Source organism: Lonsdalea iberica (genome assembly GCF_002111585.1).
Lineage (GTDB): Bacteria > Pseudomonadota > Gammaproteobacteria > Enterobacterales > Enterobacteriaceae > Lonsdalea > Lonsdalea iberica.
Genome location: NZ_LUTP01000061.1, coordinates 1 through 14245 on the forward strand (window position 1 = coordinate 1; position 14245 = coordinate 14245).

General features: G+C 63.8%; 7 protein-coding genes. 3 read left to right on the forward strand and 4 right to left on the reverse strand.

Annotation, left to right across the window (positions count from 1 at the left end; all coding sequences use genetic code 11):
• Window positions 1-1577, reverse strand: a 1577-nt coding sequence (locus AU511_RS15490; protein WP_094110219.1) for a TonB-dependent siderophore receptor, incomplete at its 3' end; no start/stop codon positions are given.
• Window positions 1578-1883: 306 nt separating this feature from the next.
• Between AU511_RS15490 and fes the strand changes: the two genes are divergently transcribed.
• From fes to AU511_RS15505, 3 genes are all read left to right on the forward strand, one after another.
• Complete coding sequence (fes, locus tag AU511_RS15495; protein WP_094110220.1) at window positions 1884-3215, forward strand: enterochelin esterase; 1332 nt, start codon at window positions 1884-1886, stop codon at window positions 3213-3215.
• Between the two features lie 5 nt (window positions 3216-3220).
• On the forward strand, window positions 3221-3439 hold the full coding sequence (locus AU511_RS15500; RefSeq protein WP_094101473.1) for an MbtH family protein: 219 nt from the start codon (window positions 3221-3223) through the stop codon (window positions 3437-3439).
• A gap of 72 nt (window positions 3440-3511) precedes the next feature.
• A complete protein-coding gene (locus AU511_RS15505) occupies window positions 3512-12064 on the forward strand; it encodes an amino acid adenylation domain-containing protein (RefSeq protein ID WP_094110221.1) in 8553 nt (2850 codons plus the stop codon).
• Window positions 12065-12109: 45 nt separating this feature from the next.
• Here the strand turns inward: AU511_RS15505 and AU511_RS15510 are convergent, their stop codons facing one another.
• From AU511_RS15510 to AU511_RS15520, 3 genes are all read right to left on the reverse strand, one after another.
• Entirely contained in the window at window positions 12110-12916 is an 807-nt protein-coding gene (locus tag AU511_RS15510) for an ABC transporter ATP-binding protein (protein ID WP_094101471.1), read from the reverse strand.
• 65 nt (window positions 12917-12981) lie between these two features.
• The gene (gene fepG, locus AU511_RS15515) at window positions 12982-14016 is read right to left on the reverse strand and encodes an iron-enterobactin ABC transporter permease (protein ID WP_094110222.1); all 1035 of its coding nucleotides are present in this window, start codon (window positions 14014-14016) and stop codon (window positions 12982-12984) included.
• Between the two features lie 10 nt (window positions 14017-14026).
• Window positions 14027-14245: iron chelate uptake ABC transporter family permease subunit (locus AU511_RS15520; RefSeq protein ID WP_139829400.1), on the reverse strand; the 219-nt coding region annotated here is incomplete at its 5' end.

Genomic DNA, 14245 nt, shown 5'->3' on the forward strand with positions numbered 1-14245 from the left:
CCGCTGCTCAGGTTCGGCTCGAAGGAGGTGCTGTAGCTGATGTACGGGGAAATGCCGTTGTCGAAGGCATACAACAGAGCCGCACGGCCGGTGAACTTGTTGTCGTTCTGCTGGGTGGTGGTGGACTCGGCGCGGTCAGTGGTGCGCACTTCGCTCCAGTCGTTGCGCCCTGACAGCAGCAGATTCCAGCGCTCCCACTCCATCTGGTCTTGCAGATAGATCCCCACCTGATCGAGTTTTTTCACCGTACTGGTCATCAGGTTCAGTTCGTTATCGCTGACCAGCCAGGAGCCGCCATAGACCGGGTTAGCCCAGTCGAAGTCATACTGATCGCCGCCGTTGCGCCAGTAGTTGTAATCCTGTTTCTGCCACTTGTAATCCAGCCCGCCGATCAGGGTGTGCGCGACGTCGCCGGTGGCGAATTTGGCTTTCAGCTGGTTATCCAGCCCCAGCTCGTCGGTATTGGTGTACTCCTTCTGCTGGCGGCGGGAGATCGTGGTGTCCGTCGCCGTACCCCCGACGGTGTACACCAGATATTTGTATTTCTCCTTCAGCTTGGAGTAGCGGAAGTTCTGTTGGAACGAGATCGTGTCATTGAACGAGTGATCGAAGAGATAGCCCAGCGAACCCAGCTCGCGCTTCGACTCGTGATAGTGAGGGTCGCTGACGTTCAGGTCATAGGGGATATAGCCGGATACAGTTTCGAACGCCGTGCCGTAAGCGGGCAGGAAATTGCGGAAGCCCGCCTCCGGGTCGTTTTGGTATGCCGTCAGCAGCGTGAAGCTGGTATCGGGATTCGGCAGCCAGGTCAGGGCGGGCGCGATAGCGACGCGCTCCTGCTTGGAGTCTTTGACGAATTCGTGCTGGGTACTGCCGATGCCGTTCAGGCGGTAGAGCACGGTTTTGTCATCGTTCAGCGCGCCGCCGAAGTCGAACGCCGCTTCGCCCAGATGCTTGTTGCCCGCGCTGAACTGGATTTTGCGGATCTCTTCGGCCGTCGGGCGTTTGCTGGTCATGCTGATCAGGCCGCCGGGGTTCACCTGCCCATAGAGCACCGATGCCGGGCCGTGCACCAGCTCGACGCGTTCAAGCAGCCACGGGTCAAACTTGCCGAGCGATGAACCCTGACCGCTCAGCCCGAAGCTCAGACCATCGAGGAATTTCGGCGCATACCGGAACCCGCGGGCGATCACTTCGTCGTTGCGGTTGGAAGAGCCGCGGTAGTTGGTGACGACGCCGCTGCTGTAGTTCAGCGCGTCAGCCACGGAGCCGACGGCCTGCTGGTCCATCTGGTCGCGCGTTACGACGGAAATCGACTGCGGCGTCTTTACCAGCGGGGTTTCGGTCTTGGTGCCCGAGGCGCTGGCTTTGGCCACGATGCCTCGCAGCGGCGCAGTGACGCTCTCTCCCTGTGTGGCGGTGACCACCATCGTGTCATTGCTGTCGGCGGAGGAGGGCGTATCCGCCTGCGCCAAGGTCGGGGCTAAGAGCGCAGACGCCAATATCAGAGGCGCTCTGCGGCCATTAGCGTAAGAAGCAATAAGCTGTGTTAATGGTTTTATTTTAGTGGTGAGCATGATTTATCCCTTTGAAAACCTGTCGCAAAACATCAGAAAGATGGGTTTCGTAAGCATTGCGTCAACGAATCACCGAAACGTCTTACTATCTCTTTGGTAATAAGTTGATAAACCCCTTGTTTTTAGTGGCTTTGGCTCACGTTAATCCCTGGCTTAACGTAAGTTCGGTTTACATGTTATTGCAACTGTAAATGATTCTCAATATTATTCGTTTTTATGTCCAGTTCTGTGATGTAATCCGCAGACGTTAAGTTTTAAGTAAATAATCTTAAGTAAGTGTTAGGGGATATCGGAACAGGAGGCGGTATGTATGGACCAAGGCAACCCGGTTTTGCCGCGGCGTTATTGAACGCGCCAGAGGCGGGAACGGAAGCCTGGTGGCGACGTGTGGCTCATCTTGGCACGCCGCTAGTGGAAAGCGCGGAGCCTGGGCAGGTCAGAGCGACATTTTTGTGGCGGGACCCGCACGGCTCGGGGACGCAGTCTCCCATTCAGCGGGTCTATGCGGATATCAACGGCGTCACCGACCACCACAGTTGTTCCCCGCAGAGCCTGCAGCGTCTGGCGGACACCGACGTTTGGCACTGGAGCGTCACGCTGGAGAACGATTGGCGCGGCAGCTACTGCCTGTTGCCCGTCACGGAAGCCGAGTTGCCGCCGTCGTTCAGCCAGGACGACCATGAACGACGCCAGCAGCAGCGAGAGTGGTGGTGTTCGCTGTCGGCTCACGCGGTGGCCGATCCGCTGAACGTCAATATGCCCCATCACACCTGGGGCGGGCAGCCGGAGTCGTCCGCCCACATGCCCAATGCGCCGGCTCAGGCCGCGTGGCGGCGTGTTGACCGGGGACAGGCGTCGGCGCCGGACGCGCGTCGGCTGCATACCTTCACGTGGCGCAGCGACACACTGGGCAACGCCCGGCGTATCTGGCTTTACGCCACGGGAGACAGCGAGGCGCCGGAACATCGCCCGCTGGCGATAGTGCTGGACGGTCAGCGCTGGGCGGAGCAGTTCCCGCTCTTTTCCGCGCTGGACGAAGAAACCCACAGCGGGAGGCTGCCGCCCGCCGTCTGGCTGCTGATTGACGCGCTTGACCCAGAGACCCGCGGCGAGGAACTGCCCTGCAACGCCGTATTTTGGTCTGCGGTGCAGGACGAACTGTTGCCGTTAGCCGCTCGGCACACCCCTTTCAGCTATGACCCCGACCGCACGCTGGTGGCTGGCCAGAGCTACGGCGGATTGGCGGCGCTGTATGCCGGACTTTTTCTGCCGCACCGTTTCGGCCGAGTGTTGACGCAATCCGGCTCCTTCTGGTGGCCTGACCTGACATTCATCACCGAGGGCGAGTCCTGCGAGCAACCCGGCGGCTGGCTGGGGGAACAGGTCCGCCAGCAGGGGCGCCCGGAGAGGCCCCTGACGATTTTTCAGGAGGCGGGACACCGCGAAGCGGACATTAAACACGTCAATCGACAGATGCATCAGGCGCTGACAGAGGCGGGACACCGGGTCCAGTTCCGGGTGTACGCGGGCGGCCATGATGCGCTGTGCTGGCGCGGCGGCTTGATCGATGGCTGCCGCTGGCTGATGGCGGAAATGACTGAGGGGACGTCCACCCCCCAACTACATGGAAAAAGGTAATAAGTATGAGTCAGGAACAACAAAATCCGTTTGATGATGACCGTCTGGTGTTTCAGGTACTGGTAAACCCGCAGGAGCAATACAGTTTGTGGCCGTCCTTCGCCGCTGTTCCCGCAGGATGGGAAACGGTTTACGGGCCGGGCGACCGCTCGGCCTGCCTGAATTGGATCGAAACACAGTGGCAGGATATGCGTCCCGCCAGCCTGCGACAGGCCGCCCTGTAGCCACGCCATACATCGGCGTCGGCTCGACGCCTCACACTGTTTTCTCCATGCAAACGCAAAGGAAGTCTCATCGTGTCAGACACTCTCGTCGCGCCTGAACAACAGGCGAAATATCTGGAACTGCCGCTCGTCGCGGCCCAGCCAGGGATCTGGATGGCGGACAGCATCGCCAGCCGGAGAAATGTTTTTACCGTGGCGCATGCCATCGAACTTAACGGCCCGCTCGATCGTGACGATCTGGACATGGCGATCCGTCAGGGACTGGCCGAAGCGGATACGATCCATTCCCGCTTCACGCTGAACGCAGAAGGCGAGCCGCGGCAGTCTGTGCCGACGCGTGTCGTGCCGGACGCCGTGCGACCGGTAGAGTGGGTGGATGTAAGCGAGCAGCCGGATGGGGAAGCGGCTGCCTATGCGTTAATGCAGGCGGATCTGGCGGAAGAGTTGCCAGCGGACGGCGAACGGCCGCTGTACCTGCATAGCGTCATGCGTGTGTCGGCAGCGCCGGAGCGCTGGCTGTGGTATCAGCGCTATCACCACCTGCTGTTGGATGGTTTCAGTTTTGACGCGCTGACCCGACGCATTGTCGATATTTATAACGCCCTGCGGGCCGGAAAAGCGGCGTCGCCCTCGCCGTTTACGCCATTCAGCGACGTGGTGGACGAGTATCTGACCTGGCAGTCTTCGCCCGCCTGCCAGCGCGCCGCCGAATTCTGGCGTACGCATGCGGCCGATCTGCCGACGCCGATCTCGTTGTCCACCGAGGAGGGCCTCGCTCATTCAGAGACCGTGCGGACCTGGCATCATCAGCTCTCATTCCCCGCCGCGCCGTTTGCCGCGAGTCCCGAACTGGGTCAGGCCCAACCGGCGGAAATCGCGATGGCGGCGCTGGCTGTCTACCTGTTCCGCATGAGCGGCGAGCCACGGCTGTCGATCGGGTTTCCGTTCATGCGCCGGATGGGTTCTGCGGCGCTGTCCGCCGTCGGACCCGTGGTGAATGTGCTGCCGTTGCAGCTAACGCTCTCTCCTGAAATGACGTTGACCGACGTGACCCGCGCGTTGCAGGCGGAGATCAAAACCGTCCGCCGTCACCAACGCTACGAAGCCGAACAGCTGCGGCGCGATCTGGGGCGGGTCGGCGAACAGGACGGGCTGTACGGCCCGGTATTCAACTACAAAGTGTACAACGCAGGACTGACGCTGGACGGCACGCCCGCCGTCACCCACGTGTTGGCGATGGGGCCGGTGGACGATCTGGAGTTCGAAATCGGGGTCGACGGCGACCGCCTGCAACTGGGGCTGGTGGCGAATCCCGCCCGCTATGACCGCGAAACGCTGGCCGCGCACGGCGATCGTTTACAGCACCTGCTGTCTCAGTTGGCGGAGCAGCCTGCGCAGCCTATTGGCGAACTGTCGTTGCTGAGTCCGGAAGAGCAACGGCGGATTGACGGCTGGAGCCGAGGGCCGCAGCTCGCGATGCCCGATGACTGCGCTTCTGTCATAGACCTGCTGGTGCGTCAGGCTACCCGGCAGCCGAACGCGGTCGCGGTCACCAGCGCAAACGAACAGGTTGACTATGCGACGCTGTCGGCGCGGGTGATGCAGCTGGCGCGCGTGCTGATCGCGCGCGGGGTGAGTGCGGACGATGTCGTCGCTATCGCCGTCCCTCGCTCGGTGGACAGCGTGGTGGCGATTCTGGCGGTGTTAGCCAGCGGCGCGGCGTATCTGCCGCTGGATCTGGACTACCCGCGCGAGCGTCTGACGCTGATGTGCGAAGACGCCCGGCCGGTGCTGCTGCTGACCTGGCGGGACCGGTTGGCGCAGATGCCGGAGCTGGCGGACGCCTTGTGTCTGGACGATGACGCGCTGCGGGCGGAATGCCAGGCGGCGTCGGCGACGCCAATCGACGATGGCGATCGTCCGCAGCCGTTGTCGGGCGATCATCTGGCCTACATTATCTATACCTCCGGCTCGACCGGGCGTCCGAAAGGCGTCATGAGCACGCATCGCGGTCTGCTGAACCTGCTGCTGTCCCATCAGCACTGCTTGTTTGGTCCGGCGATGACGCGTTTCCAGCAGCGTCACGACAGACGGCTGCGCGCCGGTCATACCGCCTCCTTCTCGTTCGACTCCTCCTGGGAGCCGCTGTTCTGCATGTTGATGGGCAGCGAACTCTATATCTTTGACGAAGATCTGCGTCGGGACGCGTGGGCGCTGGTGCAGCAAATGAATCAGGTGCCGGTGGACCTGCTGGACATCACGCCGTCGTTCTTTTCTCAACTGATCGACGCCGGTCTGCTGGAAGCCGAACAGCATCAGCCTGCTTTTATCATGATCGGCGGCGAGGCGGCCACGCCTAGGCTGTGGCAGCTGATGCAGCGCCAGCACGCCATCGAAATCCACAACTACTACGGTCCGTCGGAGTACACCATCGACACCCTAGGGGCCAGCGTGCAGGCGGCGGACCAGCCCGTGATCGGTCGGCCGGTCGCCAATACTCACGTCTGGCTGCTGGATGCCCGTTTGCAGCCGGTGCCGGTCGGCGTCCCCGGCGAACTGTATATCTCAGGGCCGGGCATTGCGCGCGGCTATCTGCGCCGCCCGGATCTGACGGCGGCCCGCTTCGTCGCCAATCCCTTTGCGCCGGGCGAGGTGATGTACCGCACCGGGGATGTGCTGCGCTGGCGTCCCGACGGCCAGCTGGCGTTTATCGGACGCGTCGATCATCAGATTAAAGTGCGCGGCTTCCGTGTGGAGCTGGGCGAAATCGAAAGCGCGCTGGCGGGGTTGTCGGAAGTCAGCTCGGCTGTCGTGATCGCCGAACCGATGGGCGCGACGCATCGGTTGATCGGTTACTGCTCGGTGCCGGACGAGGCGCTGCGCGCGCAGCCGGATATCGCCGCCCGCCTGTTGGCGCAGTTGGGCGTTTCTCTGCCGGAGTATATGGTCCCGGCGCTGCTAATGGTGATGGCTGAGTTGCCGCTCACGGTGAACGGTAAAATCGACCGGCAGGCGTTGCCGAAACCGCAGGCGGCGGCCGTTCGACAAGGCCGCGCCGCAGAAGGCGAGCAGGAAGTGCTGATTTGCGAGGCCATTGCCACCCTGCTGCGGATGGACGCGGTCAACGCGGACGACGACTTCTTTGCGCTGGGGGGAGACAGCATTTCGGCGATGGGACTGGCGACGGCGCTGCGCCGTCAGGGCTGGTTGCTGCGTCCGCGTGAAATCTTCTCTGAACGTACGCCCGCTGGAATGGCGAGAGCACTGGGTCCGCTGACGCAACAGGCGCAGTTACCCCGTGTCGCACAACGCGGTCCGGTGACGGGGCTGCCGATCCTGCACTGGTTTGCGCGGCATCATGGCATCAACTGCCGCTTCGCTCACGGGGTCTGGCTTAACGTCCCCGGGGAACTGGATGCGGCGCACGCGGCGCAGGCGCTAGCGGCGCTGGTCGCCCGCCATCCCGTACTGGCGGCATATACGCAGGACGAAAGGCTGGTGGTGGGGGAATCTCCTCGTCACGCGGCGGCGTCGCTATGCCGCACGCTTGCAGTGGAAAGCGATGCCGAGGCCGCGGCCGAGCAGGCGTTTGATGAAGCGGTCGGCCGTCTCGATCCGGCGCAGGGCGTGATGTTGCAGGCTGTACTGCTGCGCCGGGATGAGGCGCAGTCGTGCGGGCTGGTGCTGGTCATTCATCATCTGGCGGTGGACGGCGTCTCCTGGCGCGTGCTGTTGCCCGAGCTGCGGCAGGCCGCCGAAGCCGTGTTGGCTGGACAGCCGGCGACGTTGCCCGAGGAAGCCTGTTCACTGCACGACTGGTCGGCCCATCTGCTGGCGGATATTCCTCGGCGGCGCGACGAACTGTCATTCTGGCAGTCCATGCTGCCCCCGGATATCCCCCGACTGGGACGGCGTCCGCTGGAGGAAGAACAGGATCGCCAGTCTAGACAGTGCGAACAGCGTCTGCTGCTGAGCGCGCAGCAGACCGAAGCGCTGCTGACCACGCTGCCGCAACGTTATCGCGCGGGCGTGGAAGAGACGCTGCTGTGCGCGTTGGCGCTGGCCTGCGCCCGACGCTTCGCCGTTTCCCGTCTGCGCCTGACGCTGGAGTCGCACGGTCGCAGCGATCAGGATGATCGGCTCGACCTGACGTGCACCCTAGGCTGGCTGACGGCGGAATATCCGGTGTGCCTTGACTGGACTGATGCGGAGATCACCCAGCCGTGGCAGGTGATGCGCGCGGTGAAACGCGTGTTGCGGGCCGTGCCGGATCGCGGTATCGGCTACGGCGTACTGCGCTATCTGGACGCGATGAATACGGATTCACTTTCCGAGCGGGAAGCGCAGAGCGCCCCCGACATCCTGTTTAACTATCTGGGCCGCTTCGAGACGGCTGACGGCGCGTGGGCGCCGCAGCGCAACGCCCGTCGTTTCCGCGATGCCTTTGCCGTCGCGCAGGACGAGCAGATGGCGTTGGGTCACGGTCTGGAGATCAACCTCTTCGTCGACGAAGGTCAGGGCGAGCCTCGGCTGGCTATTCACTGGGGTTGGGCCGAGGGCGTATTTAACCGCGACGATATCGATGCGTTGCATCAGGCGCTGGCGCAAGCGGCGGACGACCTGTCAACAGCCGCGCTGCGACAGCCGCAATCCGCGGCGGATACGCTGGTGGCCGCCGATGTAGGCTTGGCTGGCGTAACGGACGACACGCTGGCGCAGCTCAGTCAGCGACATGGCCCGCTGGCGGCCGTTCTGCCGCTGCTGCCGTTGCAGAAAGGATTGCTGTTCCATGCGCAGATGGCGGCGGAGACCGGTAGCTATAACTCGCTCACCCGGTTGTCGTTGCGCGGGCCGTTGACCGCCGACCGCCTCCGTCAGGCGCTGGAGGCCGTCGTCCGCCATCATCCGCAGCTGGCTGCTCGCTTTGACAGCGAACTTGCCGAGCATCCGCTCCAGGTGATCCCGCTATTGCAGGACGACGCCGACTATTGGCCGCTGGATACGCAGACCCTCCCGCCGATGACGCCGGAGCAGGAGACCGCCGCGCTGCTTGCATTGGAAAAAGCGGAGTTGGCGAGGGATTTGTTCCATCAGCCGCAGACCATGCTGCGCGCGCGGCTGGTCAGTCATGCCGACGGCGAACGCCACACGCTGTTTCTCAACGCGCATCATCTGATCGTCGACGGTTGGTCGACGCCGGTTCTGCTGCGCGATCTCTTCAAGGTAGTGGAAAACGCGGCGCTGACGCCGCCTCGCATCAGCTATGGCGATGTGGTGCGGCAGTTGACGGCGCGGGATGCCGAGCGCTCTCGTTCGCTGTGGCGCGAGGTGCTGAGCGATGCGCGGCCGACGCTGCTGTTCGGCGACGGACCGCATGAGGACGAGGTGCGCGAGCTGGAGCTTCTGCCGGAACCTGAACTCGAGCGCGGGCTGTTGACACTATGTCGCCAGCACGGGTTGACGCTCAATACGCTGATGCAGGGTGTGTGGGGCCTATTGCTCAGCGCCTACAGCGGGGCGGACGACGTGATTTTCGGCGCGCCGGTGTCCGGGCGTTTCGGACATATCGACGGCATCGACGAACATATCGGACTATTCAGCAACACGCTGCCGGTGCGGATCAAACTCGACCCGGCGCGCTCGCTACTGGACCAGCTGGGCGAGCTGCAAGCGCAGCAGATTCAGCTTATCGAGCATGACGATCTGGGGCTGGGCGAGATTCAGCAACTGGCGGGCGTGGGCACGTTGTTCGACACGCTGCTGGTGGTGGAAAACTACCCCGACAGCGGCGCGTTGGGCAACGGTTCGGCGGGGATTCGCTGCGAAGCGCTGAACAACCGCGGCTACACGCACTTTCCGCTGACGCTGTTGGTGCTGCCGGGGGAACGGCTTCGGCTGCTAATGGAGTATCGCCCCAGCGTACCGCAGCCAGATAGACTGGCCAGACGGCTGATGCAGCTGTTGACGCAGCTGGTGAATCAGCCGGAACAGCCGTTGTGCGCCTGGGATCTGCAACTGCCGGAGGAACGGACGCTGCTGGAGAGGGTGAACAACACGACGCACGCGGTGGCGCCAATGACGTTGCATGAAGCGCTGACGCGTCAGGCGCGGCAGACGCCGGACGGCGCGGCGCTGGCGGATGCTCAGCATCAGCTGACCTACCGGCAGATGCGGCGGCAGGTCGACCTGCTGGCCGAGAAGCTGATGGAGGCGGGGGTCGTTCCCGGCGACATCGTCGCCGTCGCGCTACCGCGTTCGGTGCGTCTGTCGCTGGCGTTGCAGGCCATCGTCGCCGTTGGTGCAGCGTGGCTACCACTGGATACGGGTTATCCCGACGAACGACTGGCGCTGATGGTGGATGATGCCGCGCCTCGGTTGGTGATCACGGCATCCGAGCTGAAAGCGCGCTTTGCGCCGCTCGGCGAGACGCTGCTGTTTGACGCATTGGAAGATGAGCGTCGTCAGCCGAGCCGCGTGGCGGCGGCGATCTCGCCTCAACACCCGGCTTACGTCATCTATACCTCCGGGTCGACCGGGCGGCCAAAAGGCGTCGTGGTCAGCCATCAGGCCATCATTAACCGCCTGTGGTGGATGCAGGACGCCTACCGGCTGACCCACGACGACGTGGTGTTGCAGAAAACGCCCTGTAGTTTCGACGTATCGGTGTGGGAGTTTTTCTGGCCGCTGATGGTTGGCGCACGGCTGGTGATGGCGCCGCCGGACGCGCATCGCGATCCGGACGCGCTGACCCAGCTGATTAACGACTACGCCGTGACCACGTTGCACTTTGTGCCGTCGATGCTGGCGGCCTGGATCGGCGCGCTGGAGGCGCAGCCGGACATCGGTTGCGGCAGCCTGCGCCGCGTATTTTGCAGCGGCGAAGCGCTATCGCAGGAACTGGCGGCAAGCTATCAGTCGCGGGTGACAGCGCCGCTTTACAACTTGTACGGGCCGACGGAAGCGGCGGTCGACGTGACCTACCAGCCCGCCTCCGGCGAAGCGTTGAGCCGCTGTACGGCGGGGGGCGTGCCTATCGGCCTGCCGGTGTGGAATACCCAGCTGCGTATTTTGGACAGCGCGTTGCGACCGGTGCCGTTGGGGGTGGCAGGCGATCTCTATCTGTGCGGCATCCAGCTCGCGCAGGGCTATTTGCGCCGACCGGATTTGACCGCGGGGCGCTTTGTGGCCGACCCGTTTGGCGACGGCGCGCGCATGTACCGCACCGGCGATATCGCCCGTTGGCGAGAGGACGGCGCGGTGGACTATCTGGGTCGCAGCGACGACCAGTTGAAGATCCGCGGGCAGCGTATCGAGCTGGGGGAGATAGAACAGGCGCTGTTGGCGCAGCCTGATGTGGCGCAGGCGGTGGTCTGCGCGCGGGAACTGGGCGAACGCCGAGGCGCGCTGACGGGGGCTGACGCCCGCCAACTGGTGGCCTGGGTGATCCCGCAGGAAGGCGTGACGCTGGAGTTGGCCGCGTTGCAACAGGCGCTGGCGCAAGCGCTGCCGGCCCATATGCTGCCGGTCAGCTATGTCACGATGACGCAGTTCCCGCTGAGCGCCAATGGCAAGCTCGATCGCAAGGCGCTGCCGTCTCCGATGGGGCAAGCGCCGGCGGGGCGTGAGCCGGAAACGGAGCATGAGCGCATGCTGGCGGCGCTGTTCGCAGAGATTTTGACGCTGCCGACGGTGTATGCCGACGATGACTTCTTCGCGTTGGGCGGACATTCACTGCTGGCAATGAGGCTGGCGGCGGACATTCGCCGTCGTCTGGGGCGTTCGCTGACGGTCGGCCAGATCATGGCGGCGCGCAGCGTGGAACGGATCGCGCAACGGCTGGCGGGCGAGGGGGAGGCGTCTCGTCACAGCGGTGCGGACGAAACGCTGCCGTTGCGCTCCGGCAGTGGGCCGACGCTGTTCTGCCTGCATCCGGCGTCCGGGTTCGCCTGGCAATATGCCGGACTGTTGCGTCATCTGTCGGGGGATTACCCCCTCGTCGGCCTGCAGTCGCCGCGTCCAAATGGCGTGATCGCCGCCTGTGATTCGGTGGCGGCGATGTGCGAACGCCACCTGGCGACGATCCGCCGCATACAGCCGCAAGGGCCTTACTACCTGCTGGGGTACTCGCTGGGCGGCACGCTGGCGCACGGCATCGCTGCGCGTCTAGAGGCCGCGGGCGAGGAGGTGGCATTCCTCGGGCTGTTCGACACCTATCCGCCCGAAGGGCAGGACTGGAGCGGCCCGAGCGAGGAGCAGGCGCAGCAGGAGGTGGCACAGGAGCAGGCCGAATTCATGGCCGAGGCGGAAGACGAAACAGACGCGCATCTGCGCGCGGAAAAAGCGGCGATGTTCCGCGATATCGTGGCGAACTACCGCGATGCGGTGCAACGGCTCTCTACGGCGTCCACGCTGCGCTATCACGGTGAAGCGACGCTGTTCGTCGCCACCGGGACGTTACCGGAAGGGATGGATGTGCAGGCGACTTGGGCGCCGTATGTCGATCGTCTGACGACCTATCTTCAGCCTTGTGAGCACGCTGACATCCTGTCGCCCGCTTCGCTGGAGCAACTGGGGCCGCAGCTGAATCGACTGCTGATGCCGCTGGCCAAGCGGACTTCACGGTAGGGAGATCGGGCGGAGACGCGGTGCTCCGCCCAAGGCATCAGTGGGTCACAGCCCCTTTGGCGCCGGGTGATAGCGGCCGCAGGGTACGATCAGCGGCGTGTGAGACACCGGGTCGTCGATGATTACGCAAGTCATGCCGAAGACGTCGCGCACCAGTTCGGCGGTGACGACGTCGGCGGGCGCGCCTTGCGCCATCACGCGGCCCGACTGCATCACGATGAGATGGTCTGCGTAGCGGCAGGCCTGATTGAGGTCATGCAGGACCGCGACCAACGTATGGCCGCGCTGTTGATTCAGCTCGCGGAACAGGTCGAGCAGATCGATCTGGTGGGCGATATCCAGCCAGGTGGTGGGTTCATCCAGCAGCAGCAGCGGCGTTTGCTGAGCCAGCACCATCGCAATCCAGACCCGCTGACGCTGTCCGCCGGAAAGCTCGTCCACGCTGCGGTCCGCCAGCTCGCTGACGTTGGTGGCCTGCATCGCCTGTTCCACCGCTTCCTGGTCCCCCTCGCTCCACTGACGCAGCAGGCTCTGGTGCGGGTAGCGTCCGCGCGCGACGAGATCGGACACGGTGATGTTGTCCGGCACGATGGCGTGTTGGGGCAGCAGACCGATCTGGCGGGCCAGGGCCTTGGTCGGGATGGCGTGAATATTTTTGCCGTCCAGCAACACTTCTCCTGCCAGCGGTTTCAGCAATCGGCACAGCGCGCGCAGCAGCGTCGATTTGCCGCAGGCGTTGGGGCCGACAATGACGCTGAACTGATGCGCGGGGATCGTCACATTCAGATCGTCGGCAATGATTTTATGGTCGTAGCCCAGCGTCAGGTGGGCGGCGTGCAAAAACGGTGTCATCAATCACTCACTCTAAACAACGGTTGAGCCGTCTCCCGCATAAACCGTGCGGAGACGGGCGTCGGTCAATGGCGCGACTCGCGAATCAACAGCCAGATCAGGTATACGCCACCGATGCTGACGGTCACAGCCCCGACGGGCAGTTGGACCTGGCGGAAGGCGTGCTGGGCAATCATATCCGCCGCCAGCAGCAGCGTGGCGCCGACCAATGCGGCGGACACCAGCGGGGTGGCGCTGGCGTGGGTCATTCGGCGGGCGATCTGCGGCGCGGCGAGGGCGATAAAGGAGATCGGCCCCGCAGTAGCGGTGACCAGCGCGGTCAGTACGATCCCGAACAGCATCAGCCACAGGCGGCTTGCCTCCGCGTTGACGCCAAGGCCGCGAGCGCTGTCGTCACCCATTTCCAGTAGTTGAAGTCGTTTGCCCAGCAGCAGCACGGCCAGCGTCGCCAGCGGCGTAAGCCAGAGCGCGGGTTGCGCTTTGGTCCAGGTCATGCCGTTGAGCGTGCCGGTTCCCCACAGCGTGGCGGTCATGGCATGTTCCAGCGAGCCGGTAATCACCAGCCAGGTATTGAAGGCATACATCACGGCGCTGACGGCGATGCCGACGATAATCAGCCGGAAACCGTTAATCCCTTTGCGCCAGGCCAGCAGATACACCAACGCGGCGGCGGCAATTCCGCCTATGACGGCGCCGCTGACGATTTGGTAATAGTCGCCTTCCCACACCATAACCACCAGCAGAACGCCGGTGAATGCCCCGGTATTGAACCCGACGATATCCGGACTGCCGAGCGGGTTGCGAATAATGGACTGAAAGATGGCGCCGCTGAGGCCGAGGCTCGCGCCCAGCAGCAAGGCCATTGCCGCGCGCGGCGCTCGCCACTGGGTCACGACGGTCTGAATGCCGCCGTCGGCGTGACCGGCCAATGCGCGCCATACGTCGATCGGGGCGATCTGCAGCGTCCCCAGCCCCATGGCAACCGTCAGCAACAGCAGGCCGAGCACCATAAGCAGGCCGTTGACCAGCAGCGTTCGTCCGGCGAATCGGCCGCTGACGATGCCGCCGGGGGCGCGAAGCGAGAGTGTCTTACTTGTCATTTCTGTTTCCTCAGGCTTTACGCTGGCGAACCAGCCAGATCAGAACCGGCGCGCCGATAAAGGCCGTCACGATGGAGACGCGCAACTCGCCTGCCGCCAGCAGACGCCCCGCGATATCGGCGCAGAGCAGCAAGATGGGGGCGAACACAAATGAGTACGCCATAACCCAGCGTTGATCCGGTCCCGTCCACCAACGGGCGACGTGCGGGATCATCAGGCCGACGAAGCC